The organism is Kitasatospora sp. NPDC048286, from assembly GCF_043201735.1.
Classification (GTDB): Bacteria; Actinomycetota; Actinomycetes; order Streptomycetales; family Streptomycetaceae; genus Kitasatospora.
In genome coordinates this window covers 96485-122630 of sequence record NZ_JBICZE010000021.1, presented here as the reverse complement: position 1 = coordinate 122630, position 26146 = coordinate 96485, and the positions used below count along the sequence as shown (strand labels likewise).

Below are 26146 nucleotides of genomic sequence, written 5' to 3'. Positions count from 1 at the left end.
CCGGTGTCCGGGGGAGGGGTCAGTGGTGGCCGTGGCCGCTGCTGATCTCCTCGCGCTCCTCGACGGTGGGCTTGTCGATCTGGCTGTACTTGCCGTAGAAGCCGCGGGAGAGCTTGACCCGGGCGCGGGTCCACAGTCCGGCCTTGCGGGCCACCCCGTTCTCGTCCACCTCGGGCGGCAGCTCGGAGGGCTGCGGCTGGTCGTGCGAGGTGAGGGTGTAGAGCCGGCCCGGCGGCAGCGGGGCGTGCACCTCGACGAACTCGCCGTGCTGGAGCCGGTTGATGACACCGGTCTCCCGGCCGTGCAGCACCTTCTCCTTGTCCCGCCGCTGCAGGCCCAGGCACCACCGCTTGGTGATCACGAAGACGACCACCGGCACGGTGAAGAAGCCGATCCGCACCGCGTAGGTGATCGCGTTGATCGAGAGGTGGAAGTGGGTGGCCAGCAGGTCGTTGCCGCCGCCGGCCAGCAGGAGCAGGTAGAGGCCGATCCAGGCCGCGCCGAAGGCGGTGCGGACCGGGGCGTTGCGCGGCCGGTCGGCGATGTGGTGCTCGCCCCGGTCCCCGGTGATCCAGGCCTCCAGGAACGGGTAGCCCCAGATGACCAGCAGTACGAGCGGGAAGACCATCAGCGGGATGAACACCCCGAGGTTGAGGGTGTGGCCGCCCCAGACGCTGATCTCCCAGCCGGGCATCACGCGGATCAGGCCCTCGGAGAAGCCCATGTACCAGTCCGGCTGGGCGTCGGTGGACACCTGGTCCGGGCGGTACGGTCCGTACGCCCAGATCGGGTTGACCGTGGCGATCGCCGACATCACCGCGACCACGCCGAAGACCAGGAAGAAGAAACCGCCCGCCTTGGCCATGTAGACCGGCATCAGCGGCATGCCCACCACGTTCTGGTTGGTGCGGCCGGGCCCGGCGAACTGGGTGTGCTTGTGGTAGAAGACCAGGATCAGGTGCCCCGCGAGCAGGCCCAGCATGATGCCCGGGATCAGCAGCACGTGGACGGTGAACAGCCGGGGGATGATGTCGGTGCCCGGGAACTCGCCGCCGAAGATGAAGAACTGCAGGTACGACCCGACGATCGGGATGGCCAGGATGGCGCCCTCCATGAAGCGGATGCCCGTCCCGGAGAGCAGGTCGTCCGGCAGCGAGTAGCCCATGAAGCCGTCGAACATGCCGAGGATCAGCAGCATCGCGCCGAAGACCCAGTTGATCTCGCGCGGCTTGCGGAACGCGCCGGTGAAGAAGACGCGCATCATGTGGGTCAGCATCGAGGCGACGAAGACGATCGCCGCCCAGTGGTGGATCTGGCGCATCAGCAGGCCGCCGCGCACGTCGAAGCTGATCCTCAGGGTCGAGGAGTAGGCCTCGGACATCGGGATGCCCCGGAGGGGGACGTACGTCCCGTCGTAGACGACCTCGCCCATGCTCGGCGTGAAGAACATGGTCAGCCAGACGCCGGTGAGGATGATGATGACGAAGGTGTAGAGCGCGATCTCGCCCAGCATGAAGGACCAGTGGTCGGGAAAGATCTTGCGCAGATTGGACTTGGCCAGGGAGTAGATGCCGAGCCGGCCGTCGGTCCAGTCGGCCAGCGCCTCGGCCGCGTTGGCGGGGTTGGCGCGCGTGGTGGTCACCGGTCCCGGCTGCGACTGCTGGTCGGTTCTCACGACGGGCTCCCCGGCGTCCTCGGCGTGCCGTGCTGGAGACCCGCCGGCGGGAACCCCGGCCGGCGAAGTGTTGTGATCATGGGACCTCTCGATACGGGCCCGCCGGCCGGACCGGCGCGCGGACCAGGTGTTCCGCTGGACCCGTTGCTCAGGGTGATGGAGCGCTTACTCTGTCATGCTGTCGGCAGGGGGCCGACTGTGCACGTCCATCGGCCCGTCCGGCCGCGCGTGTCGGGCCGGACGGGGGGCCCTGACGCCCGATCGGCTGGCCGCCGCTCGGCCCAACGGGTGCCGATGCTGCGGTCGAGTGCCACTGAGGCGTTTCGGCGCGCGCCGCGTCCGGGGGTCGCACGGTCCGGGGCCTACGCTGCGCCAATGGTGGATCACCGTGAACTCTTCGAGGACGTCACCGAGGCCCTGGCCCGCGCCGGGTTCGACCTCGGACCGGGTCCCTCACCGCTGTGGATCGACCGTCACCCCGAGGGTGTGGTGGTCGGCTGGACGCCGGGCGCGGAGCCGGGCGGGCCGCCCTCCCGGGAGGCGCTGGCGGCGCTGAGCGGCGCGGCCGCGGTCGTGCTGCGCGAGTGCGGCTATCTCGTCGCCGGGACGGAGGGGGGCGATCTGCTGGTGCGCTGCGCCGAACCGGTGACGGTGCCGGAGTCGTCCGAGCCGGAGCCCGTACCGGAGCAGTGGTGGGGGTGAGCGGCGGCGGGCCCGGTGTCGTACGCACCGGGCCCGGTGTAGCGCGGACCGGGCCCGATGCTTCGGGTGCCGGGCCCGTACGCGCGCTCAGCCGTCGAGGGTGAAGCCGATCACCGCGCCGCCGCCGTCCCGGTTGGCGGCGAAGGCCGTTCCGCCGTGCGAGCGGGCCACCTCGTCCACGATAGCCAGGCCCAGCCCGGAACCGGGCAGACTGCGGGCGGCGGTGGCCCGGTAGAAGCGGTCGAAGACCCGGTCGAGGTCGGCCGCGTCGATGCCCGGGCCGCGGTCGCGCACCTCCACCCGCGGGCCGCGCACCACCACCTCGATCGGGCCGGTCCCGGCCGGGTCGAACTTGGCGGCGTTGTCCAGCAGGTTGCCCACCGCGCGGGCCAGGGCGTCCGGCCGGGCGGTGACGACGGTCCCGTCCGCGTCCACCAGGACCTCGCGGCCGCTGCGCCGCCGGGCCTGGGCGGCGGCCTCCCGGACCAGGTCGGCGAGTACCACCTCGGTCGGCTGCTCGGCTGCCCTGCTGTCCGCCGCGAGCGCCACCAGCTCCTCCACCAGCTGGGTCAACTCCCGTGCCTCCTCGGCCAGATCGGCCATCAGCGCGGTGCGCTCGGCGGGCGGCAGCCGGTCCAGGCTGGGCAGCACCGAGAGGTTGGTGCGCAGGCTGGTCAGGGGGGTGCGCAGCTCGTGTCCGGCGTCCTGGGCGAGTCGACGCTGGTTCTCCCTGGCGGTGGCCAGCCGGACCAGCATCCGGTCGAAGGCCCGGCCGAGGCGGCCCACCTCGTCCGTCCCGGCGGCGGGCACCTGGACGTCCAGCCTCCCGCTGGAGGCGACCAGTTCGGCCGCGTCGGTGAGCCGGACCAGCCGACCGGTGATCCGCCGGGCCAGCAGCCGGCCGGCCCCGCCGGCGAGCACCGCGACGACCGCCACCAGGGCCACCGTGCGGGTCCGCAGGGTGGCCAGCAGTTCCTCGGCGGGCCCGACCTGCTGGATGATCTGGACCGCGCCGCGCCGGCCGCCGAGCGAGACCACGCCGACCCGGTAGCCCTCGTCGCGCTGGTGGCGCAGCCCGATCGAGGTGCGGCCCGGCTGGTCGGCGTGGGCGAGTTCCTGGTCGGACGGGCTCGGTGGCAGGTCGAGCCGGGCGGTGCCGGGCAGCACCGCGCCGGCGGGGTCGAGCGACTGGGTGGTCACCCGGATCGGGCGGACCAGATCGGCGCTCAGGCCGCTCGGCCCGGCGAAGTCGCCGGGGAAGAGGGCCTCGCGCTGGACCTGCCGGCCGACGGAGTCGACGGCGGCGCCGAAGTCGGCGGTCTCGTCGTCCCGGATCAGCCGGGCGGCGGCGTGGTAGCCGAGCGCGCCGATCAGCACCGCGACCAGCGCGGCGATCGCGGCGAAGGCCAGCGCGAGGGTGGTGCGCAGGCCGGGACGCGGCAGACGCGGCAGGCGTGGTGGGCCGGGGAGGCGGCGGGCCGGGCCGGTCACGGCTCGCGCAGCGTGTAGCCGACGCCGCGGACGGTGTGGATCAGCGGCGCCAGGCCGGGGCGGTCGAGCTTGCGGCGCAGGTAGCCGATGAACACCGCGAGGTTCTTCGACCCGGGGCCGAAGTCGTAGCCCCAGATCCGCTCGTAGAGCGTGGCCTGGTCGAGGACGGCGCCGGCGTGCCGGGCGAGCAGCTCCAGCAGGTCGAACTCGGTGCGGGAGAGTTCGAGCTCCTGGGCGGCGCGCCAGGCGCGTCGGGCGGGCGGCTCGATCCGCAGGTCGGCGACGGTCAGCACCTCGCCGGTGGGCGCGGGCGGGTGGCGGCGCAGCAGGGCGCGCAGGCGGGCGAACAGCTCGTCCACGTCGAAGGGTTTGACCAGGTAGTCGTCGGCGCCGGCGTCGAGGCCGGCGATCCGGTCCGGTACCTCGACCCGGGCGGTGAGCATCAGCACGGGGGTGCGGTCGCCGGCCGCGCGCAGCCGTCTGCAGACCTCCAGGCCGTCCGGCTCGGGCATCATCACGTCGAGCACCAGGACGTCCGGGCGCTGTTCGGCGAGGACGGCCAGGGTCTGGGTGCCGTCGGCGGCGACCCGTACCCGGTAGCCCTCCAGCATCAGGGCCCGGGCGAGCGAGTCGCGGATGGCCCGGTCGTCCTCGGCGATCAGCACGGTGTGCGTCATGGCGGAGATTCTCCCTGGCGTGTCCACGACGGTTCGCGGCGGGGTCGGGGTGTCCGGGCCCGCTCCTGGCCGGTCCGCGACGGCCGCCGCTTTTGCGTGGTGCTTCGCGGGCGTACGGTGGCCGTACGGTGGCGCGCCGCCGGGTGGGCCGCCGGGTCCGAGTCGGCACGCCCTGCCGGAGGCCGCGATGGCAGACCGGATGGCTCCTTTCACCACCCCGCGCGCGGAGCGGGCGCGGCGGGACGCTCGGGAGCGGCTGGAGGACTGGCGGGAGGTGTACCGGCCGGGGGCTCTGCTGCCGGTGGTGGGCGGACAGGCGGGGCGGTGCATGGACTGCGGGCTGCCGTTCTGCCACAGCGCCTGTCCGCTGGGGAACCTGGTGCCGGAGTGGAACCGGCTGGTGGCGGAGTCGGGGACGGGTGAGGAAGCGGGGGCGGGGGCGGCGGGAGCCGACTGGCGGGCGGCCGCGGCGCGGCTGCTGGCGACCAACAACTTCCCGGAGTTCACCGGGCGGCTCTGCCCCGCGCCCTGCGAGAGCGCCTGCGTGCTGGCGATCGACGGCGCCGCGGTGACGATCAAGAACGTGGAGCTGGCGATCGCCGACCGGGCCTGGGAGGCGGGCTGGGACGCGCCCCGGCCGCCCGACCGCCCCGAGCGGGCCGGTGGGCGGCGGGTCGCGGTGATCGGCTCCGGCCCGGCCGGGCTGGCCGCCGCCCAGCAGCTCACCAGGGTCGGGCACGCCACCACGGTGTACGAGCGGGCCGATCGCGCGGGCGGACTGCTGCGGTACGGCATCCCGTCGTTCCGGCTGGAGAAGCACCGGCTGGAGCGCCGGCTGGACCAGCTGCGGGCCGAGGGCACGGCCTTCCGCACCGGGGTGTGGGTCGGCCGGGACCTCCCGGGCGAGGAGCTGCGGGCCGAGTACGACGCGGTGGTGGTCGCGGTGGGCGCGACGGCCTGCCGGGACCTGCCGCTGCCCGGGCGGGACCTGCCCGGGGTGCACCAGGCCATCGAGTACCTGACCTGGGCGAACCGGGTGGACGAGGGCGACTGCCCGGTCTCGCCGCTGTCCGCCGAGGGGCGGCACGTGGTGATCGTCGGCGGTGGGGACACGGCGGCCGACTGCCTGGGGACGGCGCTGCGCCAGCGGGCCGCCTCGGTCACCCAACTGGACATCAACCCGCGGCCGCCGCAGGGCCGGGCCTCCGGGCAGCCCTGGCCGGTGCACCCCAAGGTGTACCGGGAGACCACCTCGCACGAGGAGTCCGGTGCCGCGGCCGCCGGGCCCCGGGTGTTCGCGGCGGTCACCGTGGCCTTCGAGCCAGGCCCGGACGGCCGGCTGGCCGCTGTCCGCATCGCCGAGGCCGAGCCCGCCGACCGCAGCCCGCGGGCGGGCACCGAGCGCAGGCTCCCGGCCCAGCTGGTGCTGCTCGCGCTGGGCTTCACCGGGCCGGAGCCGGACGGGCGGCTGTTCGCCCAACTCGGCCTCGCCACCGGGCCGGAGTCCACGTTGCTCAGGGACGACGCCTTCGCGACGGAGGCGGAGGGCGTGTTCGTCGCGGGGGACGCCGGGCGCGGGCAGTCGCTGATCGTCTGGGCGATCGCCGAGGGGCGGGCGGTGGCGGCGGCGGTGGACCGGTACCTGCGGGGGTGGACGGAGCTGCCGGCGCCGATCCGGGCCTCGGCGCGAGCGCTCACGGCGTGAGGCGGGCAGCGGCCCCGGCGGGGTGGTCGTGCGCCGAGGTGGTCGTGCGCCGGTGATCGGTCCGTGGGGAGGGGCAGGGGAGCGGCAGGCGGTGGAGGCCGAACTCCCCGGCGGCCGGCCCGGGGTGAGCCGACCGCAGGGCGTGGCGGTCGGTCAGCGGGTGCGTGCGCGACCGGCGGAAGAGCGCGGACGGGTGAGTCGGGTACGTACGGCCTTTGCTACGATCCGGCGACGTGGGTGTCAGGAGTCGGGCGTACGGGGGTCGGAAGACGTGGGCGTGAGTGAGCGTGAGTGGGCGGTGACGTCGGTCGAGGTCCGCTACACCCCGACGGCCGCCGACTTCCGGGAGGCCTTCGCCGTGCTGGCCCGGCACACGGCGCCCGGGCGCCGGTCGCGGAGCGCCAGGCGCACGGTGTCCGCCGGTGCGGCGGCGGGTGCCGGGCTGCTCGCCCTGGTCGGCGGGGCGGCGCTGCTGCCGGCCGCGCTGCTGCTGGTGTGCGCACTGTGGGCGCTGTTCGCACCGAGCCGGATCCAGGCGCGCCGGGTGGTGCGGAAGGTGGCGGACAAGGGTGAGTTCCGGGTCCTGCTGGACGAGTGCGGGGTGGTCGTGAGCCACGAGGCTTCGGACACCCTGCTCGGCTGGCCGGAGCAGCGGTACTTCCTGGAGACGCGTGAGCTGTTCCTGCTGCTGGCCGGTGCGGAGGAGCCGGGGGTGGTGACCGTGCTGCCCAAGCGCGGGGTCGAGGACGTCCGGGGGTTGGGGCAGCTGATCGGCCGGCATGCCGAGGCGCTCGTCCCGGACTGAGATCCGTCCCGGACTGAGATCGTCCTGGACTGAGCTTGTCCTGGACCGAGCTCGTCCTGGACCGAGCGGCCGTTCGCGGGGTGGCGCGTACAGGCTTGTCACGGGGTCGACTCCGGCAGGGCGGGCTCGGTGCGGGGCGCTCGCCGGTCGTAGCGCCAGAGGGCGGGGAGCGCGGCGGACAGCGCGGCCGAGCTGCCGAGGCAGAGCAGCCCGCCGGTGCGCAGGGCCGCCCGGATGCCCTGCCGGGCGGCGAGCCCGCCGGCCCGCAGGTCGCCCAGGGCCGGCCCGGCGGAGCCGATCAGTATCTCCGATCCGGCCGCACGGCCCCGGAGTTCGTCCGGAATGGACTGGTTCCAGATGGCGCTGCGGAAGGTGTCGCCGATCCAGTGCGCGCCGCCCGCGACGGTCAGGCAGAGCAGGACGGCCCACAGGCTCGGGGCGAACGCTGCCGCGGCCGTTGCCGCTCCGACCAGGGCGGCGGAGAGCAGTACCAGCCGGCCGTGTCGGTGCACCCGCTCCGCCCACCCGCCGGTCGCGGCCGCGATCAGGGCGCCGACCGCGCCGGCCGAGTAGAGCAGCCCGAGCGCCCAGGTGGCGTCCAACTCCGCGGCCAGGAACGGGAAGAGAGCGGTGGGCAGGGCGAACACGGTGGCGGCGAGGTCGGCCAGGTAGGTGCCGATCAGGTCGGGCCGCCGGGCCGCGTATCGGGCGCCGTCGAGGAACTCGGCGAGCCGCGGCGCCTCGGCGTCCCGCGCCGAGGGGACCGGCCGGACCTGGGCCAGCAGCGCGATCGAGAGCAGGAAGGTGCCGAGGTCGACCAGGTAGGCCGCGGGGACGCCGGCGGTGGCGATCAGCAGGCCGGCCGCCGCCGGGGCGGCCACGCCGCCGATGCTCCAGCGCAGCGAGAGCAGGGCCCCGGCCGCCACCAGCTGGTCCTGGGGCACCAATCGGGGGACCATCGCCTCGACCGAGGGCTGCTGGATGCCCTGGAGTGCCGCCGCCAGTCCGGCGGCGACGTAGAGCGGCCAGACGGCGGGGGTGCCGAGCAGCGCGTTGACCAGCAGCAGGGCGCTGAGCGCGGCCAGTGCGATCTCGGTGACCAGTGCGACGGTGCGGCGGTCAGCACGGTCGGCGAGGACGCCGCCGTAGAGGCCGAACAGGAGGGTGGGCACGAGCTCGACCGCGCCGACCGCGCCCACGGCCAGTGGTGAGCCGGTGAGGTCGGCGATCTGGAGCGGGATCGCCGTCATGGTGAAGATCGAGCCGAGCAGGGTGACCGTGCCGGAGGTCCAGGTCACCCGGAAGTCCCTGGAGGACCGCCAGGGTGCGGTGTTCGGCAGCAGTCGGGACCAGAAGCGGTCCGTTCCTGGGGTCGGGTCCGTTCCGGGAGTCGGGTCCGTTCCGGAGGTCGGGTTCGGTCCGGAGGTCATGAGGGGTGGGTCCCTTCGTGGCCGTCGGCGTCGCGGCGGTCGTCCTTATCGCTGATAAATTCCAGCTCGGGAACTTATCGGCGATAAGGTGGTCTGGCAAGCGGATAACCCGGGAGGTCGATCGGATGGCGCTGCAACGCGACGAGGTGGTGCGCACGGCGCTGCGCCTGCTGAACGAGGAGGGCATCGACGGGCTGACCACCCGCCGGCTCGCCCGCGAACTCGGCGTCCAGTCACCGGCGTTGTACTGGCACTTCAAGGGCAAGCGGGAACTGCTCGACCTGATGGCGGAGGCGATGCTCGCCGAGGCCCTCCCGCCCGACCGCGAACCCGACCCGGCGCACTGGCCCGAGTGGATCGCCGCCGATGCCCGCGCCAAGCGGAACGCCCTGCTCGCCTACCGCGACGGCGCCCGGGTGCACGCCGGCACCCTGCCCACCGAGGACGAACTCCCGGCGGTCGAGGCCCAGTTGGGCGCCCTGTGCGGATCCGGGCTGCGCCCGCGCACGGCACTGCGGCTGCTGCTGACCGTCGACCGGTACATCATGGGCTGGGTCACCGAGGAGCAGGCCTGGCGGCAGGACGCCGCGGACCGTGAGCGGCCGCCGTTCCCCGACGAGGCGCTGCGCGAACTCCCGTTGCTGCGTGAGGCGGTCGACGTGCTGCGGATGACCGACCACGACGCCGACTTCGAGTACGGGCTGCGGGTGCTGATCGAGGGGTTCCGAGCGGAGATCGCGCGGGAGGCGGGAGCCTGACGTCCGATGGGCTAGCGTGACGCCCATGACGACCTTTGACCCTCGCGGCACGGCCCTGGTCCTGATCGACCTGATGGACCGGATCGTCGCCAACCCGCTCGCGCCGCGCACCGGTTCGGAGGTGGTGGAGGCCTCACTGGAACTGGCCCGGCGGTTCCGGGCGGTCGGCGCGCTCGTGGTCGCGGTGCGGGTCGAGCGGCCGAACGTCACCGAGCAACCGCCCGGGAGCGGGCTGGTCGCGGAGGTCGCGGCGGCGGCCGACGAGGTCGTGGTGAAGCGCACCATCGGGGCCTTCCAGGGCACCGGCCTGGACGAGCTGCTCCGGGGGAGGGGTGTGGAGACCCTGGTGTTCACCGGGATCGCCACCAACCTCGGCGTGGAGTCGAGCGCCCGCGCGGCCGGCGACCACGGGTACCGGCTGGTGTTCGTCGAGGACGCGATGGCCGCGCTCACGGCGGAGGAACACCGGGCGTCGGTGGAGCTGGACTTTCCGCGCCTCGGCGAGGTCGTCGCGGCGGCGGACGTGCGGGTGGGGTGAGTCGGTGGACGTGTGGTCGGCGTGAGGTAGCGGCCGGGCGTTTGCGGAGGGCACTGCCGCGGCCGGGCGTGGCAGGAGGGACGCTGCTACGCCCGGGTGTGGCGGGAGGGGCGCTGCTACGGCCGGGCGTGGCGGAGGGCTTCGCGCAGCCGTCCGTCCGAGGACTTGAGCAGGCGGGCGGCGGTGGGGGCGTCCACGTCCGCGAGCAGGGACAGGATCGCGTCCTTGGCCCGGCCACCGGTCGCGGTCAGGGCGCGGTCGATCGCGGCCTCGTCGGCACCGGTCGCCTCGGCGACGATCCGTCGGGCGCGGTCGCGCAGCTTGTCGTTGGTGGCGCGGAGGTCGACCATCAGATTTCCGTACGTCCGGCCTAGGCGGACCATCACGGCCGTGGACAGCAGGTTGAGCACCAGCTTCTGCGCCGTGCCCGCCTTGAGCCGGGTCGATCCGGCCAACACCTCGGGGCCGACCTCCACTTCGACGCCCAACTCGGCCGCCGCCGCGAGCGCCGACCCTCGGTTGCACGCCAGACCGACGGTCAGCGCCCCGGCCGCCCGCGCCGCCCGGACGGCGGCCAGCGGGTAGGGCGTACGGCCCGAGGCGGAGATGCCGACCAGGGTGTCGGCGGGGGTGAGGGCGAGCGCGGCCACGTCGGCCTCGGCGAGGTCCGTGCGGTCCTCGGCGCCCTCGGCGGCCGCTGTGACCGCCGGACTCCCGCCCGCGATCAGACCGACGACCAGTGCCGGATCGGTGCCGAAGGTCGGCGGACACTCGACGGCGTCCAACACGCCGAGCCGCCCGGCCGTCCCCGCGCCGGCGTAGACCAGCCGACCGCCACGAGCCATCCGGGCGGCCACGGCGTCGACCACGGCGGCGATCCGCTCCAGCTGCCCGGCGACGGCGACGGGCACCGTGCGGTCCTCGGCGTTCATCAGGCGGAGCAGCTCGACCGTGGGCAGCTCGTCGATCACGGCCCAGTCGGGGCGGATGGTCTCGGTCGCGGGTACGGCGATGAATCGCCCGTTTCGCTCACTCATGCGCCCGCCTCGTTTCGCTCACTCATGCGGCGAGCCTCCCCGGGTGCGGGGTGCCCGAATCCGGGCAAGCGTGGAGGGAGGGAGGTGGTGGTCGTGGAACCGACCGTTGCCGAACTGCTGGACCGGTTCGGCCGCACCTACGCGGAGGAGGCCGGGATCGCGCTGCGCGACAAGCCCTCGCCGCTCTACCGTCTGCTCGTCCTGACCGTGCTGTGCTCGGTGCGGATCAACGCCGGCACCGCCACGGCCGCGGCCCGGGAGCTGTCGGCCGCCGGGCTGCGGACCCCGCGCGCGATGGCCGACGCCAGGCGCGGGACGCTCATCGCGGCCCTGGGCCGGGCCCACTACGTGCGCTACGACGAGAGCACCGCCACCGCGCTCGGCCAGGGGGCCGAGCTGCTGCTCGACCGCTGGCACGGTGACCTGCGGCGGCTGCGGGAGGAGGCCGGCGGCGAGTCGGAGCGGATCGGCGAGCTGCTCCGGGAGTTCCCCCGGATCGGGCCGGTCGGCGCCGGGATCTTCCGGCGCGAGGCGCAGGCGGTCTGGCCCTCGCTGCGGCCGTACTTCGACGAGCGGGTGCTGGCGGAGGCGAGGACGCTCGGGCTGCCCGGTGAGCCGGAGGGGCTGGCGGCGCTGGTCGGGCCGGGGGAGCCGGCCCGGCTGGCGGCGGCGCTGACCAGGGCGAGCCTGGCGCACGTCGGGGCCGGGTGAGGGCCGGGCGGGTCGTGCCGGAGTGAGTGGCTCATCCGGGGGCGGCGTGCGGGGTCAGGCCATCCAGAAGAAGACCGCCGTCATCCGCCGCTCGGCCAGCTCGGTGCCGTAGTAGCCGGTGGCGCTGTGGATCAGGTTGGCGTGGTAGAGGAGCAGTTGGTTGTAGCGGTTGGGGACGCGGACGTCCTCGGTGAAGTGGTCGGCCGGCACCCGGCGGGTGCCGAGCGCCTCGACCAGGTTGTTGTGCGGGGCGTCGACCAGGTTGCCGCCGAGGCGGCCGCCGGGGAACTGCTGGCGGTAGAAGCTGGTGCCGGCGTCCTTGGGGGCGCCGGGGCTGAGGTAGAGGACGGCGGCGTAGCGGCAGAGCGCGCGGGAGTCGGTGTGCGGGCGGGACTCCGACTCGCCGGCGCCGACGACCTGGACGCAGTTGTGGTTGAGCGTGCCGCCGCCCGGGGTGCTCTGCACCCAGAGTCGGGAGGCGCCGGTGGCCTTGCGGACCAGCGACTCGACTCGGGCCAGCTCCTCGGGCTCCAGGCCCGGCATGGTGCGCAGTCCGGGCCAGGTCTCGGGGCGGTGGGGGTAGCCCTCCGTCCAGTCCCCGCGGGCCAGACAGCGCTCGCGGACGGCGTCCGGGTCGGGCAGCACGTTGTCCAGGACCCAGTAGTCCCGGCCCCGGGTGGGCTTGCGGTAGGGCAGGACCGGCAGGGCGGTGGGCCTGATGGGCTGTGAGGGCATGGGCCGACGATAGAGGCGGCGATCGTCAACCTTCTGCCGTGAGCAGGTCAACCTTTCGTCAAGGGTGCCTCGACCTGGGGCGGATCGCCGGGGCCCTGGTGGGTGCAGGGTTCGAGTGCCGGGTTCCGGCGCGGCGCGGTGTTCGGGTGTCGCTTCAGGCCTCCCGTACGGCGAAAGTCCCGAGGGCGCCCTCCAAGCGGTCGTAGGCCTGGACCGCGGAGGGGCGCACCGCGGCGGCGATCGCCGACTGCTCCTCGCCTGCCAGGGTGCGGCGGAACACCTCGGCGAACACCGCCCGGTCGACGGCGGCGAGCAGCGCGGCGGCGACCCGGCACTCGAAGCCGACGGGTCTCTCGTGCACCGCCTCGCCCAGTGCCTCGGCGAGCGCCGTCTCGCCCTGCTCGTGCAGCTCGCGCAGTCGGGCGGCCAGTGCCGGGCTGTCGAAGACGGTGCGGGCGAAGTCGGGGCCGGAGAAGCCGAGCCGGGCGTCGTGCCGGTCGAGGCCGGCGAGGCAGTCGCGGCGCAGCGCGGCGAGCGCGGACTCGCCCGGCGCGCGCCCGGCGACGGTTCCGGCGAGCCGGGCGACGAGCTCCTCGTGCAGGTCGAAGAAGAGGTCCTCCTTGCGCGGGAAGTGGTTGGTGACGGTCATCTTGGCGACGCCCGCGGCGGCCGCGACCTCGGCGATGGTCGTGCGGTCGAAGCCCCGCTCGACGAAGAGTCTGGTCGCGGCGTGCGAGATCGCCTCGCGGGTGCGGCGTTTGTTGAGCTCGCGCAGGTTCGGCGTGGTCCCGGATTCGGTCATGGGGGGAGCGTAGCGCAGTTCACTGGGTCGAGCACAGAAATTTGATTTGACCCAGTCGATGGGTCCGTCCTAAGTTCTCCTCAAGGCAGCCGGAGGGGCTGCCCGAGTGGGCGTCCGCGTTCGGGGGCGGCTCGCTCGAGGGCGACCAGGGGAGGGCGCATGAGCACATCCGTCACCGCGAAGGGCCGGTCGGGAGGAGTCCGGGGGGAGGCGCCGGAGCCGATTCCGCCGGGCCTGTGGAAGATGGGCGGGGTGCTCGCGCTGGGGCCGGTGCTCGCGCTGTTGGACAGCACGATCGTCAACGTCGGCATCGACTCCGTCGGCCGCGATCTGCACAGCTCGATCGCGGCGGTGCAGTGGGTGGCCACGGGGTACCTGCTGGCGATCTCGCTGACCATGCCGCTCTCGGGCTGGGCCGCCGGTCGCTTCGGTGGCCGGCGGGCGTGGCTCGCCTCGGTCGTCCTGTTCGTGCTCGGATCGGCGCTGTGCGGCCTGGCCTGGTCGACGGGCAGTCTGATCGCCTTCCGGGTGCTGCAGGGGATCGGCGGCGGGATGATTCAACCGCTCGGCCAGGCGATCATCATACAAGCGGCTGGGCCGTCCAGGGTCGGGCGGGTGATGGGCACGCTGATGCTGCCGATCAGCCTGGCCCCGGTCCTGGGGCCGATCCTCGGCGGGCTGGTGCTGGAGCACTTCGACTGGCGGTGGATGTTCCTGCTGAACGTGCCGGTCGGGCTGGTGATCCTGCTGCTCGCCGCCCGCTGGCTGCCGGCTGACGAGGTGTCGGACGCTCCGAAGCCCCGGCTGGACGTGACCGGTCTGGTGCTGCTCTCGCCCGGTCTGACCGGGTTGGTCTACGGGCTTGCGACGATCGGTGACGGTGCGACGGCCGGCAGGGTCGCCCTGGCGGCGGGCGTGGTGCTGGTGGCGCTCTACGGCTGGCACGCGCTGCGGGTGGGGCGCGGCGGTGTCCGGACGCCGCTGATCGACCTGCGGCTGTTCGCCCGGCGCGGCTTCTCCGTGGCGACGGCCAACAGCTTCCTCCAGGGCGCCGCGCTCTACAGCTCGATGTTCCTGGTGCCGCTCTACTACCAGCAGGTGAAGCACGCCGGTGCGGTGGAGGCCGGCCTGCTGCTGGCGCCGCAGGCCCTCGGTACGGCGGTCACCGCGATGCTCGCCGCCCGGATCACCGACCGCTTCGCGCCGCGTCCGCTGATCATGATCGGCATCGCCTGCTCCCTGGTCGGCACGGTCGCGTTCACCCAGCTGGGCAGCGGCTCCGAACCGGCCGACTGGCTGATCGCCGGCTCGCTGGCACTGCGCGGCGCGGGCATGGGGATCATCGCGATCCCGGGCCTGGCGGTGGTGTACGGGAGCGTCGAGAAGGACCAGGTGCCCGCGGCGGCGGGTGCGGTCAACGTGCTGAACCGGGTGGGCGGGGCGCTCGGCACTGCCGTGCTGACGCTGGCGCTCCAGCAGGCGCAGGGCGGGCATCCGGGCCAACCGGGTGCGGCCTTCGGCGAGACCTTCTGGTGGGTGCTGGCCCTGTCCGCGCTCGCCATCGCCCCGGCGCTGCTCTATCCGAACACCCGCCGAGCCGACTGACCGTCGGCCGCGTCCCGATCACCGGCCGGTTCCCGGCCACCCGGACCCTGGAGGTACCCGTGTTCACCCGTCACACCGACGGCCTGCGCCTGCTGAGCGTGCACGCGCACCCCGACGACGAGTCCAGCAAGGGCGCGGCCACGCTGGCCCGGTACGCGGCCGAGGGGGTGGACGTCCTGGTCGCCACCTGCACCGGCGGCGAGCGCGGCTCGGTCCTCAACCCGGCCATGGACCGGCCGGAGGTCCGGGCCGACCTCGCCCGCGTCCGGCGCGAGGAGATGGCGGCCGCCCGGGAGATCCTCGGTGTGCGCCAGCGGTTCCTCGGGTTCGTCGACTCCGGGATGCCCGGCCCGGACGAACCGCTCCCGGAGGGCTGCTTCGCGGCCGAGCCGGTGGAGCTCGCGGCGGCGCCGCTGGTCGCACTGATCCGGGAGTTCCGCCCACAGGTGGTGATCACCTACGACGAGACCGGCGGCTACCCGCACCCGGACCACGTGATGACCCACCGGGTCACCGTGGCGGCCGTCGAGGCCGCCGCCGGCCCGGAGCTCCACCCCGAGCTGGGCGAGCCCTGGCAGGTGTCCAAGCTCTACTACCACCTGGCGCTCTCCCGGGCCTGGTTCCAGGCCCTGCACGAGGGCATGACGGAACGGGGCGTGCCCTCGGAGATGGGGGAGCTGCTCGCCGGCTGGCCCGACATTCCGCCGGCCCTGGCCACCACCACCCGGATCGCGTGCGCCGAGCAGTTCGCCGTACGAGACGCGGCGATGCTGGCGCACGCCACCCAGGTCCAGCCGGGCGTGGCCTTCATGGCACACCCGCGGGACATCGAGCGCGAGGTCTGGCCGACCGAGGACTACCACCTGGCCCGGAGCCTGGTGCCGGAGGCCGGCGCGGCGGCCGGGGAGGCCCGGGCAGGCGGGATCGAGACCGACCTGTTCGCCGGGCTCCGGGCGGGGGCGGAAGCGGGGGCGGGATGAGCCTCATGGCGGGCGTGGCGAGGCGGGCCGTCGCGGCGTTGCTCGGTGGCGCGCCGGCTGCCGCCCGTTCAGCACTGGCCGTCGGCGAGCACGTAGTAGCCCGGGCCGGTCTGCTTCAGGGTGTGGGTGACGAAGGTGTTCCAGAGCCCCATGCTCTGGCCCGAGCCGAGCGCGTAGGTCAGCCCACCGCTCTGGGTGGCGCGGCCGGCCAGGACCTGGTCGTAGTTGCTGGCGGTGAAGCACTGGGGCGTGCCCCCGCCCGGGGTGGTTGCCGTCACCGCCGCCGACCGGGCACCCGCCGTGCCGGACGCGTCGACCGCCGCCACGGTGTAGCTGTACGTGGTGCCGGCCGTGAGCCCGGTGTCGGTGAAGGCCGTGCCGCTCGCGCTGCCGACCTGGGTGCCGTTGCGGAAGACCTGGTACGAGGCCGCGCCGCTGACGGCCTGCCAGCCGAGGGCGACCGACCCGGCGGCCGCGGTCGCGGTCAGGCCGGTCGGGGCCGGCAGCCCCGGGTCGGTGGGGCCGGAGCCGCCGTCCAGCCCCCAGAACTGCGCGGTGTGGTAGGCGGAGCAGATCGTGTCGAGGAAGTAGGCGCCGGTCGCCCCGCACTGGTCGGCCCCGGCCCCGGGGTGGACGGCCAGGCCGTGGCCCATCCCGCTGATCGTGAACAGGGCCACGGCGGGCTTTCCGCTCGCGTCGGCGTAGAGCTCCTGGGTGGTGCCGCCGGGGAGGTTCCGGGTGCTGCTCGGCTGACGGCCGATGCCCTGGACGTTCGTCCACTGGTCCCGCAGCTCGGTCGCGTTCACCGGCCTGACCACGGTGTCGGCGGTGCCCTGCCAGATCGCCACCCGGGGCCACGGCCCGGTGTAACCCGGGTACGCGGACCGGACTCTGTCGCCCCACTGGGCCGGGGTGAGCCCCTGGTCGGAGTTCTGGCAGCCGGAGGCGGCGGCCTGGCTGGTGGCGCAGTGGGCGGGCAGTCCGGAATCGATCGCCCCGCCGGCGAACACGTCGGGGTAGTCGGCCAACAGGTCGGCGGCCATCCCGCCGCCGGCCGAGAGCCCGGTGACGAACACCCGGTGGGCGTCCGAGCCGTACAGGGACTCGGCCTTGGTGACCATCTCGACCACCGACCTGGCCTCGCCGACGCCCCGGGCGGCCTTGCTCGCGTCGAACCAACTGAAGCAGGAGAGGCTGTTGTTGGCACTGCCGGTCTGCGGGAACACCACCGCGAAGCCGTACTGGTCGGCGAACTTGGTCCAGCCGGAGTTGCGGTAGTAGTCGGTGGCGCTCTGGACGCAGCCGTGCAGCGCGACCACCAGGGGCGCGCCACTGGGCAGTCCGGCGGGCGTGTAGGTGTACATCGCGAGGTTTCCCGGGTTGGTGCCGAACCCGGTGACCTGCTGGAAGCTGCCGCCCGCGGCGCTGGGCGAGGGAGACGCGGCGGAGGCCGTCACGGGGGCCATGGCGGGGGAGGCCTCGGCCGTGCCGGGGGCGGCGGCACCGAGCGCGAGGGTGGCGGCGGTGAGCAGTGCCGCGGCGGTGGGGCGCAGTGGCATGGGGGCTCCTTGGTGGGGGAGGAGTGGGGGGCGGTCCCGTGCAGGGTGGCGCGCCCGGTGCCCCGGTGCCATGTGACGGTCATCCGGGGTCCGCCGCCCGGGCATGGCGCGGACCGCCATGGTCGTGCCGTCCCGCCGTCCTGCTGGAGTGGATCGCCGGACGGATCCCGGAGCCCTCGATCTGCAGCACCATGGACTTCCACCTGACCGAGGTGAAGCCCGGGGCGGCGGTGTTCCAGGGCGAGCCCGGAGACCACCTCCACAACCCGATGAACACCGTGCACGGCGGCTACCTCGCCACCCTGCTCGACTCGGCGCTCGGCTGCGCGGTGATGAGCAGGCTGCTGGCCGGGGTGGGCTACACCACCACCCAGCTCAACGTCCACATGCTGCGCCCGCTGTTCGCCGACTCGGGGCCGCTGCGCTGCGAGGGAGTGGTGCTGCACCTGGGCCGGACGATGACCACGGCCGAGGCCAGGGTGGTGGGCGCGGAGAACGGCAGGCTCTACGCCCACGCCACCACCACCTGCGCGATCCTGACTCCCCGTCCGACCGCCTGACCGGGCCTCGTCGTCTCCGGGTCAGGCCTCGTCACCGGAACGGGCCTCATCTCCGGAACGGCCTCGTCCCCGGAACGGGCGGGCCCCGGTCGCCGCGGCGACCGGGGCCCGCCCGACGGGACTCCGCAGGCGCGCGAAGCCAGGGTCCCGTGGTGGTTCAGATGGCTGGGAGCACCCCGCAGAGGGCGATGAAGCCGCAGATCCCGAAGTTGACCAGCTTGTGCGAGAGGAAGATCGCGGCGAACTCGCGGATGGTCGCGCTCGGCCAGTAGTACCGGGCGGTGGGTGAGCCGAAGACATGGCCGTTGACGCCGGTCTGACGGGCGAGCAGCGCGGCCCGGAAGGCGTGGAAGTTGTTGGTGACGACGACGCAGTGGTAGCCGGGCTTGGCCTGCTCCATGATGGCCTTGCTGAACAGCAGGTTCTCCTCGGTGGTGCGCGAGCGGTCCTCCCGCTCGATGTGCTCCTCGGGGAAGCCGCGTTCGACCAGGTAGTCGGCCATCGCGTGGGACTCCGGGAGCTTCTCGTCCGGCCCCTGGCCGCCCGAGGTGATCAGCACCGGGGGGTTGCCGCGGGCTGCCTGCTTCTCGTACACCTCGCGGCCCCGGTTCAGCCGGCTGGCCAGCAGCGGCGGGACGCGCTCGCCGCCGATCAGCCCGGAGCCGAGCACGACCACGAAGTCCACGTCCCGGCGCGGTCGGTGGCGGCTGTACAGGAACGCGTAGCCGACGAAGCAGGTGAACAGGAAGGAGACGTAGCCGACGACCAGGACGGCGGCGCCGGCCAGGGCGGCCAGCTGCCGGGAGTGGAAGACGAGGGCCGCGACCAGCAGCCCGATGACCGCGAGGATGCCCAGCCCGGCGAGCAGCGACAGCAGGTTGGCCGGCCGCCTGCCCTCCTTGCGGATCATGGTCAGGCCGTTGGCGAGCAGGAACCAGACCAGGGCCGCCGTGCCGAGGGCGGGGAGGAGGACGATGACCGCCGCCGCGAGCGTGATCACCATGCTGGGCGCCTTGCGGAGTTCGGCGAGCAGGGCGAGGGAGAGCAGGGAGACGGCGATGCCGAGCAGGACGGCGTTGCTGAAGCGGCGGCGGTCGCGTAGTACCCCGATTCCGAACAACAGGAAGAACAGGGCGGCTGGGGCATAGGCGATCATGCGTCGTATGGTAGGGCTTACTCGGTCTGGACCATTCGCACGAACGGCCCAACCGTCCGGGGTGGCGCACGGCGGCTCGGCCGAAGCTCCCGGCGGCTCAGCCGAGGCGCGTGGCCGCTCAGGCGAAGCGCTCGACCGCCGCCAGGACCGCCTCCCCCATCCGCGGGCTTCCGGTGTGCCCGGCTTCGTCGATGACCGTCAGTCGGGCGTCCGGCCAGGCCTTGGCCAGCTGCCAGGCGGTGTCGAGCGGCCCGCCGAGGTCCAGCCTGCCGTGGATCAGTTCGCCGGGGATTCCGGCCAGCCGCCCGGCGTCGCGCAGCAGCCGGCCGTCCTCGAGGAAGGCCTGGTGCGAGAAGTAGTGCGCGGTGATCCGGGTGAAGGCCATCAGCGCGTCGGAGGGGCGGTCGGTGTACGCGTTCGGCTTGCCCAGCGTCTCGTGCGAGATGACCGCGTCCTCCCAGGTGGCCCAGGCGTTGGCGGCGGCCCGCCGGACCGACTCGTCGGTGCTGTCGAGCAGCCGGCTGTAGGCCGCGAGCAGTTCGGCGGTGTCCCCGTCGCGGTCGGCGGGCGGAAGGAAGTCCCGGAACGCCTCCCAGGGGCCGGGCAGGAAGCGGCCCACGCCCCGGTAGAGCCAGTCGGTCTCCTCGGGGCGGGTCATGGTGACCCCGCAGATCACGATCGCGGAGACCCGTTCCGGGTGGGCCTGGGCGTACGCGAGGATCAGCGTGGAGCCCCACGAGCCGCCGTACAGCAGCCACTTGTCGATGCCGAGGTGCTCGCGCAGCCGCTCCATGTCGGCGATCAGGTGCGCGGTGGTGTTGTGCTCCAGGCTGGTCGAGGGGTCGGCGGCGGACGGGAGGCTGAGCCCGCAGCCGCGCTGGTCGAACTGGACCAGGCGGTAGCGCTCCGGGTCGAAGTACCGCCGGGAGCCCGGGCTGTGGCCGGAGCCGGGCCCGCCGTGCACCACCACGGCCGGCCTGCCCGCCGGGTTCCCGGAGGTGTTCCAGTGGATCCGCTGCCCGTCGCCGACGTCCAACAGGCCTTGCGCGTACGGCTCGTAGAGGGGGTAGGGCTCGGCCATGGGTGACTCCTCCGTCGTCGTACGGGCGGGCCCGGCGAGCCTACCCCGGCGTCGGGTCAGCGCCGCTCCGGTGGCAGCAGGGCCGCGAGGCCGTCGAGGATCCGCTGGACGCCGAACTCGAAGCGGGCGTCCATGTTCGGGGCGGTGAGGTCGTCGGCGAGGTCGACCAGGTTGGGGAAGGTCTCGGCGGGCAGGGCACGGAACAGGTCTCCGGCGGCGTCGGCGATGTCCCGGCGGCTGGTGCCGAGGACCTCGGAGGCCGAGATCGGGGACTGCTCCTGGAGCACGAAGCCCTGGACGAAGGCGCCCAGCAGGTAGTTGGCCATGGCGGCGTCGGCGTCGGAGAAGCCGGCCGCGCGGAGCCGGTCCAGCTGGTCCTCCATCAGCCCGAGCAGGTTGGGCCCGGGGGCGAGCCGGCCGGCGACGACCTTGGCCGCGTCCCGGGTGTCGAGCAGCAGTCGGCGGTAGCGCCGGCAGTACTCGTGGAACTGTTCGCGCCAGCCGCCCTCGCGCGGCGGGGGCTCGGCGGATCCCATCACCGCGTCGGTGAGCAGGTCGAGCAGCTCCTGCTTGTTGCGGACGTGCCAGTACAGCGAGGCGGCCTTGACGCCGACCTCGGCGGCGACCTTGCGCATGGACAGTCCGGTCAGGCCGTCCCGTTCCAGCACCCGCAGTGCGGCCTGGGCGAGGGCCTCCCTGGTCACGGCGGGTGTCGTGCCGTCGGTTCCGGGCGTGTCGGTGTGGTTCTGCGGCATGGCTGTGCGGACGCCTCCGGCTGCGTGGTGGATTCCCGCGGTGGATTCCCGTTTGCAATCTAACACCGTTAGGTGCACGCTGTGGCTGCCATATCGACCCCTAACACTGTTAGGGAATCATGACCGGGAGGGAATCCATGGACGAGTCGAGCGCCCGCCGCCGACGGCTCGCGCTGCTCACGCTCTGCGTCACCATGTTCATGTCCATGCTGGACAACGTCATCGTCAACAACGCCCTGCCCCGCGTCGGCCGGGACCTGGACGCCGGAATCAGCGGCCTGCAGTGGGTCGCGGAGGGCTACAGCCTGGTCTACGCGGCCTTCGTGCTGACCGGCGGCGCGCTCGGCGACCGGTACGGCCGCACCCGCGTGTTCCGGCTCGGCCTCGCCCTCTTCACCCTCGGTTCGGCCGGGGCCGCGCTCGCCGGGACGATCGGCGTACTGGTCGGCGCCCGGATGATCCAGGGCGTCGGCGCCGCGCTGCTCACCCCCGGCAGCCTCGCCCTGCTGCGGCACGTCTTCACCGACGAACAGGAGCGGGCCAAAGCCATCGCCACCTGGTCCGGGGTCTCCGCGCTCGGCCTCTCGGTCGGCCCGGTGGTCGGCGGCCCGATGGTCGAACACCTCGGCTGGGCCAGCGTGTTCTGGATCAACGTACCGATCGGCGTCGCCGGACTGCTGCTCGCCGTCCGGGTGCTCCCCGACATCCCGCCGCGCGCCCGCCGGATCGACCTCGGCGGTCTCGCCCTGTCCGCCGCCGGACTGGGCCTGCTGGTCTACGCGCTGATCGAGGGCCCGAACCGGGGCTGGACCGATCCCCGGGTGCTCGGCTGCGGCGTGGCCGCCGTCGCCCTGCTGCTCGCCTTCCTGCTGCTCGAACTGCGCCTCGCCGAACCGATGCTGGAGCTGCGGCTGTTCCGTGACGGGATGCTGGGCGGCGCGCTGCTCAGCGGGTTCATGGTCAGCTTCGGGATGTTCGGCGCGCTGCCCTTCCTGCCGCTGATGATGCAGGGCACCCTCGGCTGGTCCCCGGCCGCCGCGGGCTACGCCGGGCTGCCGATGACCGCGATGCTGGTGGTCGCCGCACCTCTGTCCGGCCGGCTGACCGCCCGCCACGGGCCGCGGCCGCCGCTGGTGCTCGGCCTCGTCCTCTGCGCGGCCGGCCTCGGCGGACTGTCGCTCTACGGGGACCACGCCCGCTACCCGGAGTACCTGTGGACGCTGTTCGCGATGGGCCTCGGGATGGGGCTCACCTTCACCCCGGTGTCGATCGGGGTGATGCAGCGGGTCGCCCCGGCGCAGACCGGGATGGCCTCGGCGGCCATCAACACCCTGCGCGAACTCGGCGGCGTGCTGGGGATCGCGGTGCTGGGCGCCGTCCTGACCAACCGGCTGACCGACTCCCTGACGGCCGCGCTGCACCGGCTCGGCCTCCCGCCGGAGGCCGTCGGCGCGGTCGCGGACGCCCCCACCGGTGCGGTGCACGGCGGTGGCGGTGCGGCGGCCCTGCCAGGGCCGCTCGAGGAGGCGGTGGACGGCGCCTTCGTCGACGGCATCCACCTCGCCGCGCGCTGCGGGGCGCTCGCGCTCCTGGCCACGGCCGTCCTGGTCGCCGTCCTGCTCGGCCGGTCCCGTCCGATCGCGCCGTCGGACCCCGTCCGTCCGCGACCGGCGGAGCCGGCCGGGGCCCGCTCCACCTGACCTGCCGCGCACACTGCCGCCGTGACCCGCCGCCACACCTTGCCGCCGCCACACCTTGCCGCCGCGACCTGTCGCCGCGACCGGCGACCGGAACCGGCCGACCACGACCGGCGGTCTCACCGGTGTCCCGTCAGCGGATGCCTTCGATCGCCGCCTGTGCCCTGCGGGCCAGCTCGCGCCGGGCGCCCGCCCGGCTGGGCTGCGGGCCGGGCGGCGGTATCGGCGGCAGGAAGGTCACGTCGGCGACCAGCCCGCGGGCCGCGACCACCCGGGCGAGCGAGGTGAGCAGCCCGTCGTCCCCGATGAACGCGGGCACGCTGGTCGGCCGCCCGTCCGCCAGCCGGTAGCGGATCGTCACCGGCTGGACGTCGGCCCCCGCCTCCACCGCCGCCTGGAACAGCGCGGGCCGGAACCGGCCGCTCTCCCGCCCGCACCAGGTCGACCCCTCCGGGAAGACGATCACCGGCTGCCCGGAGCGCAGCACCCCGGCCACCGCCGCCACGGTGTCCGGCAGCGTCCGCAGCCGGTCGCGGTCCAGGAAGACGGTGCCGCAGTGGGCGATCAGCGGGCCGAGCACCGGCCACTGCCGGACCTCGGTCTTGGCCAGCGACCGGCCCGGCCGCCCGGCGGCGAGCAACGGTATGTCCAGCCAGGACACGTGGTTGGCCACCACGAGCACCCCGCCGCCCGAGCCGGCAGCCGACCCACCGGAGCCAGGCCCGCCGGAGCCAGACCCGCCGAGACCGGGCCGACCGGAGCCGGGCCCGCCGGAACCCGGTCCGCCGGGCCCGGCGAGGTGGACGGTCACCCCGAGGCTGCGCAGCACGACCCGCGCCCAGAACCGGACCAGCCGGATCCGGGCGCCGTACGGGACCAGCCGGGCCGGCGGGATGAGCACGATCCCCGCCAGCAGCGCCGCCAGACAGGCCGTCAGCCGCAGCGCCCGCCGGGGGTGGGACACCTCCGGCGAGGCGTCGGCCAGGCAGGTCTCGGGCCGGCAGGTCGCGGTGGGCAGCCAGACGCTCATGACGAGGCGCCCGAGGCGGGTACGCCGGACAGGAAGTGCCGCAGGTAGCGCGGGTCGGTGCGCTCCAGCGACAGCAGCACGTACAGGTCGGCGCAGTCGAAGTCCGGGTCGTACGCGGGCTCGCCGCAGACCCAGGCGCCCAGCCGCAGGTAGCCGCGGAGCAGGGCCGGCAGCGCGCCCCGCTCGGCGCGCGCCACCCCGGTGGCGTCCCAGCGCCGGTGCGGGGTGACCCGGTACTCCTCGGGCGCCAGGTACTTGGCGCTGACGGTGTCCCAGACGCGGGCCGCGGTGGCGCCGCCGTCCGCCAGTTCGATCGAGCAGCAGCCGCCGACCCAGGTGTTGCCGGTGTCGGCCAGGTAGCGCGCGATGCCGCCCCACATCAGGTTGATGACGGCGCCGTTGCCCCGGTGGTCCGGGTGGATGCAGGAACGCCCGAGCTCGACCAGGCCCGGGCGGACCGGCGCGAGCGCGGAGAGGTCGAACTCGCCGTCGGAGTACAGCCGGCCGGCCCGGCGAGCGGCCTCGGGCCGCAGCAGCCGGTAGGTGCCGATGACGGCGCCCTGCTCGCCCTCGCGGACCAGCAGGTGGTCGCAGTACTCGTCGAACGGGTCGACGTCCAGGCCCGCGACCGGGCTGTGCAGCACGGCGCCGAGCTCGGCGCCGAAGACCTGGTGGCGCAGCCGCTGGGCGGCGCGCACGTCGTCCTCGTCGCGGGCGAGGGAGACGGTGTACGCGGCCGGGGCGGCGGGCTGGGGGCGAGGCGCGGGGACCGCCGGGGCGTCGTGGGTGGTGGTGACTGCGGACGGAGCGTACGTGGGGACGGTGGTCATGGCGGACCCTCCAGGGCAGCACGATCGGCGGTGCCGTGGATCGCCAGGGCACCGTCCCGGTCCGCAGGCGGTTGGGCATGGACGCGAACCGGTCCCCGTATGTCTCTCCGAATCGGTTGGCATTTATGTTGCGGCCCGGAGGAGCGCAGATGTGCACCTGTTGAATGGGAACACCCGTGGCCCGGTGGTCACTTGACCGGCATCGGGCGCTCGCCTGCCGGGGGTGGACAACACCTGCCGCGGGGGCGTACGGCCGCACCGTACGCCCCCGCTGTCACGTCTCCGCCGTCACGCCCGGCTGTCACGCCCGGCCGTCACGCCCAGCCTCACGTCGTCGGCACGCCGTGGCCGTCACGGTCGCGACGCGCGGCTCAGAACACCCGCCAGCCCTCCGGGTCGACCCCGCCCGGGACGGCGCCGGCCGGGCCGTACGGCTCGCGGGTGTAGACGAAGGAGCCGACGTCGAGGTGGCTGACGGCGCCGTCGGGGTGGCGGACCACCCGCAGGGTCTCGCCCGCGTAGTAGTTCTCGACACCCGTCCAGGTGCCGTCCGCCTCGGGCCGGAAGCGCGAGCCCCGGCCGGCGCCGGTGAACGGGGTGAGCTCCAGGACCCGACCGGGCCGCAGTCGCAGGGCGGCCGGCATGGCGCCCCAGTACCAGGGGCCGGTGAGCTCCAGCAGCTCCGCGTCCACCTCGGCCAGCGGGCGCCACGGCTGGGGCAGCCGGGGCTCGAGTTCGGCGGTGAGCGCGAGCAGCTGGGCGGCCAGCGCGGCGGCGCTGGCGCCGCTGGTCACGTTGGAGAGGGCGTACGCGGCCAGGCCGTCGGACTCGCTGATCCACAGGCCCGCCGTGAAGCCGGGCATCGAGCCGGTGTGCCCGTACAGCAACCGGCCCTCGTGGCGGCGCAGTTGCAGACCGAGGCCGTAGCCGCCGATCCACTCGGCGTCGTCCGGGGCGACGGCCGGTCGGCGCATCTCGGCGACGGTGTCGGCGGACAGCACCTTGTCGTCACCGGCCGACAGGAAGGCCGCCCAGCGGGCCAGGTCGGCGATGGTGGACCAGAGCTGGCCGGCCGGGCCCATCAGTCCGGTGTCGGTGAGCGGCTCGGGCAGCAGGACGTCGGCCCACGGGTGGACGGCGAAGCCCCCGGCGTGCGGGTGCTCGGGCAGCAGCGTGGTGCGCTCCATCCCGAGCGGGGCGAGCACCTCGCGGCGCAGCACCTCGCCCCAGGGCTCGCCGCGGAGCTTCGCCACCAGCGCGCCGAGCAGCGCGTAGCCGGGGTTGGAGTAGTGGTACACCCGCCCGGCCGGGTGCTTCAGCGGCCGCTCGGCCTCCAGGATGTCGTCGAGGCCGGGCCGCAGCGCGCCGTCGGTCCGTTCCCACCAGGGGCCCGGGGTCTCCGCGGTCAGGCCCGAGGAGTGCGAGAGCAGCTGGGCGATGGTCGCGTCGTCGGCGGGGGTGCCGGGCAGGTGGCGGGAGAGCGGGTCGGCGAGGTCGAGCAGGCCCTCGTCGCGCAGCCGGAGCACCAGCACGGCGACGAAGGTCTTGGTGAGCGAACCGATCCGGTACTGGACGTCGGGGGTCGGCGCGTGTCCGTCGATCATGCTGCGGGCGCCGCTCCACACCGGCCGTCCGTCGCGCAGCACCCCGGCGACCATCGAGGGCGTGCGCCCCTCGGCCTGGGCGACGGCGAGCCGGTGAAGCAGCGCGCGGCGGGTGGCGGGCAGCAGCTCGGCGGGCAGGTCGGTCATGTGGGCTTCTGGACTCATCGACATGTGAACGGACAGTAGTCCAGCCCGGACGCGGGGCCGACCGAATTACCCCGGC

Annotated in this window: 24 protein-coding genes; 10 read left to right on the top strand and 14 right to left on the bottom strand. The window is 74.2% G+C overall.

The window, feature by feature from the left end; genetic code table 11:
* Nucleotides 1-19: 19 nt before the first annotated feature.
* On the bottom strand, nucleotides 20-1675 hold the full coding sequence (locus tag ACGF13_RS36270; protein ID WP_392883529.1) for a cytochrome bc complex cytochrome b subunit: 1656 nt from the start codon (nucleotides 1673-1675) through the stop codon (nucleotides 20-22).
* Nucleotides 1676-2050: 375 nt separating this feature from the next.
* Between ACGF13_RS36270 and ACGF13_RS36265 the strand changes: the two genes are divergently transcribed.
* A complete protein-coding gene (locus ACGF13_RS36265) occupies nucleotides 2051-2377 on the top strand; it encodes a hypothetical protein (RefSeq protein WP_392883528.1) in 327 nt (108 codons plus the stop codon).
* An 87-nt stretch (nucleotides 2378-2464) separates the two neighbouring features.
* Here ACGF13_RS36265 and ACGF13_RS36260 read toward each other — a convergent pair whose 3' ends face one another.
* Together ACGF13_RS36260 and ACGF13_RS36255 are read right to left on the bottom strand one after the other, a co-directional pair.
* Nucleotides 2465-3868, bottom strand: coding sequence for an ATP-binding protein (locus tag ACGF13_RS36260; protein WP_392883527.1), 1404 nt, complete (start codon nucleotides 3866-3868; stop codon nucleotides 2465-2467).
* Nucleotides 3865-4545, bottom strand: a complete 681-nt coding sequence (locus tag ACGF13_RS36255) for a response regulator transcription factor (protein ID WP_392883525.1) — start codon at nucleotides 4543-4545, stop codon at nucleotides 3865-3867. Before ACGF13_RS36255 ends, ACGF13_RS36260 begins: the two co-directional genes overlap by 4 nt.
* Before the next feature lie 187 nt (nucleotides 4546-4732).
* Here ACGF13_RS36255 and ACGF13_RS36250 point away from each other — a divergent pair, with 187 nt between their 5' ends.
* Both ACGF13_RS36250 and ACGF13_RS36245 read left to right on the top strand, forming a co-directional pair.
* Complete coding sequence (locus tag ACGF13_RS36250) at nucleotides 4733-6250, top strand: glutamate synthase subunit beta (protein ID WP_392883524.1); 1518 nt, start codon at nucleotides 4733-4735, stop codon at nucleotides 6248-6250.
* A 277-nt stretch (nucleotides 6251-6527) separates the two neighbouring features.
* Nucleotides 6528-7055, top strand: a complete 528-nt coding sequence (locus tag ACGF13_RS36245; protein WP_392883522.1) for a hypothetical protein — start codon at nucleotides 6528-6530, stop codon at nucleotides 7053-7055.
* Between the two features lie 98 nt (nucleotides 7056-7153).
* Here ACGF13_RS36245 and ACGF13_RS36240 read toward each other — a convergent pair whose 3' ends face one another.
* The gene (locus tag ACGF13_RS36240) at nucleotides 7154-8485 is read right to left on the bottom strand and encodes an MFS transporter (protein WP_392883520.1); all 1332 of its coding nucleotides are present in this window, start codon (nucleotides 8483-8485) and stop codon (nucleotides 7154-7156) included.
* 125 nt (nucleotides 8486-8610) lie between these two features.
* On the opposite strand from ACGF13_RS36240, the gene ACGF13_RS36235 reads away from it, so the two are divergent.
* A complete protein-coding gene (locus ACGF13_RS36235) occupies nucleotides 8611-9243 on the top strand; it encodes a TetR/AcrR family transcriptional regulator C-terminal domain-containing protein (RefSeq protein WP_392883518.1) in 633 nt (210 codons plus the stop codon).
* 25 nt (nucleotides 9244-9268) lie between these two features.
* Nucleotides 9269-9781, top strand: a complete 513-nt coding sequence (locus tag ACGF13_RS36230; protein ID WP_392883517.1) for an isochorismatase family protein — start codon at nucleotides 9269-9271, stop codon at nucleotides 9779-9781.
* A gap of 116 nt (nucleotides 9782-9897) precedes the next feature.
* Here ACGF13_RS36230 and murQ read toward each other — a convergent pair whose 3' ends face one another.
* Nucleotides 9898-10818 (bottom strand): N-acetylmuramic acid 6-phosphate etherase, encoded by a 921-nt coding sequence (gene murQ, locus ACGF13_RS36225; RefSeq protein ID WP_392883516.1) that lies wholly within the window; start codon nucleotides 10816-10818, stop codon nucleotides 9898-9900.
* A gap of 93 nt (nucleotides 10819-10911) precedes the next feature.
* On the opposite strand from murQ, the gene ACGF13_RS36220 reads away from it, so the two are divergent.
* Nucleotides 10912-11529, top strand: coding sequence for an endonuclease (locus ACGF13_RS36220; protein ID WP_392883515.1), 618 nt, complete (start codon nucleotides 10912-10914; stop codon nucleotides 11527-11529).
* A 54-nt stretch (nucleotides 11530-11583) separates the two neighbouring features.
* Here the strand turns inward: ACGF13_RS36220 and ACGF13_RS36215 are convergent, their stop codons facing one another.
* On the bottom strand, nucleotides 11584-12264 hold the full coding sequence (locus ACGF13_RS36215; RefSeq protein ID WP_392883513.1) for a DUF6445 family protein: 681 nt from the start codon (nucleotides 12262-12264) through the stop codon (nucleotides 11584-11586).
* 154 nt (nucleotides 12265-12418) lie between these two features.
* Nucleotides 12419-13066, bottom strand: a complete 648-nt coding sequence (locus ACGF13_RS36210) for a TetR/AcrR family transcriptional regulator (protein WP_392883511.1) — start codon at nucleotides 13064-13066, stop codon at nucleotides 12419-12421.
* 159 nt (nucleotides 13067-13225) lie between these two features.
* Here ACGF13_RS36210 and ACGF13_RS36205 point away from each other — a divergent pair, with 159 nt between their 5' ends.
* The gene (locus ACGF13_RS36205; RefSeq protein ID WP_392883509.1) at nucleotides 13226-14671 is read left to right on the top strand and encodes an MDR family MFS transporter; all 1446 of its coding nucleotides are present in this window, start codon (nucleotides 13226-13228) and stop codon (nucleotides 14669-14671) included.
* Nucleotides 14672-14730: 59 nt separating this feature from the next.
* A complete protein-coding gene (gene mca, locus ACGF13_RS36200; RefSeq protein WP_392883507.1) occupies nucleotides 14731-15651 on the top strand; it encodes a mycothiol conjugate amidase Mca in 921 nt (306 codons plus the stop codon).
* 68 nt (nucleotides 15652-15719) lie between these two features.
* Here mca and ACGF13_RS36195 read toward each other — a convergent pair whose 3' ends face one another.
* On the bottom strand, nucleotides 15720-17210 hold the full coding sequence (locus ACGF13_RS36195) for a PHB depolymerase family esterase (protein ID WP_392883506.1): 1491 nt from the start codon (nucleotides 17208-17210) through the stop codon (nucleotides 15720-15722).
* A 191-nt stretch (nucleotides 17211-17401) separates the two neighbouring features.
* Between ACGF13_RS36195 and ACGF13_RS36190 the strand changes: the two genes are divergently transcribed.
* The gene (locus ACGF13_RS36190) at nucleotides 17402-17770 is read left to right on the top strand and encodes a PaaI family thioesterase (protein ID WP_392883505.1); all 369 of its coding nucleotides are present in this window, start codon (nucleotides 17402-17404) and stop codon (nucleotides 17768-17770) included.
* 157 nt (nucleotides 17771-17927) lie between these two features.
* On the opposite strand, the gene ACGF13_RS36185 is transcribed toward ACGF13_RS36190, so the two are convergent.
* The 3 genes from ACGF13_RS36185 to ACGF13_RS36175 form a co-directional block, all read right to left on the bottom strand.
* Nucleotides 17928-18926 carry a YdcF family protein gene (locus tag ACGF13_RS36185; RefSeq protein WP_392883504.1) on the bottom strand — a complete coding sequence of 333 codons (999 nt, stop codon included), beginning with the start codon at nucleotides 18924-18926 and terminating at the stop codon, nucleotides 17928-17930.
* Nucleotides 18927-19044: 118 nt separating this feature from the next.
* Nucleotides 19045-20007, bottom strand: coding sequence for a prolyl aminopeptidase (gene pip / locus ACGF13_RS36180; protein ID WP_392883503.1), 963 nt, complete (start codon nucleotides 20005-20007; stop codon nucleotides 19045-19047).
* 56 nt (nucleotides 20008-20063) lie between these two features.
* Nucleotides 20064-20762, bottom strand: coding sequence for a TetR/AcrR family transcriptional regulator (locus ACGF13_RS36175; protein ID WP_392883502.1), 699 nt, complete (start codon nucleotides 20760-20762; stop codon nucleotides 20064-20066).
* Between the two features lie 137 nt (nucleotides 20763-20899).
* On the opposite strand from ACGF13_RS36175, the gene ACGF13_RS36170 reads away from it, so the two are divergent.
* The gene (locus tag ACGF13_RS36170; RefSeq protein WP_392883500.1) at nucleotides 20900-22462 is read left to right on the top strand and encodes an MFS transporter; all 1563 of its coding nucleotides are present in this window, start codon (nucleotides 20900-20902) and stop codon (nucleotides 22460-22462) included.
* Between the two features lie 130 nt (nucleotides 22463-22592).
* Here ACGF13_RS36170 and ACGF13_RS36165 read toward each other — a convergent pair whose 3' ends face one another.
* The 3 genes from ACGF13_RS36165 to ACGF13_RS36155 form a co-directional block, all read right to left on the bottom strand.
* Nucleotides 22593-23489 (bottom strand): lysophospholipid acyltransferase family protein, encoded by an 897-nt coding sequence (locus tag ACGF13_RS36165; protein ID WP_392883499.1) that lies wholly within the window; start codon nucleotides 23487-23489, stop codon nucleotides 22593-22595.
* Nucleotides 23486-24319: a GNAT family N-acetyltransferase gene (locus ACGF13_RS36160; RefSeq protein WP_392883497.1), complete on the bottom strand. Its 834-nt coding sequence runs from the start codon at nucleotides 24317-24319 to the stop codon at nucleotides 23486-23488. Before ACGF13_RS36160 ends, ACGF13_RS36165 begins: the two co-directional genes overlap by 4 nt.
* A gap of 371 nt (nucleotides 24320-24690) precedes the next feature.
* Complete coding sequence (locus tag ACGF13_RS36155; protein ID WP_392883496.1) at nucleotides 24691-26070, bottom strand: serine hydrolase domain-containing protein; 1380 nt, start codon at nucleotides 26068-26070, stop codon at nucleotides 24691-24693.
* Between the last annotated feature and the right edge of the window lie 76 nt (nucleotides 26071-26146).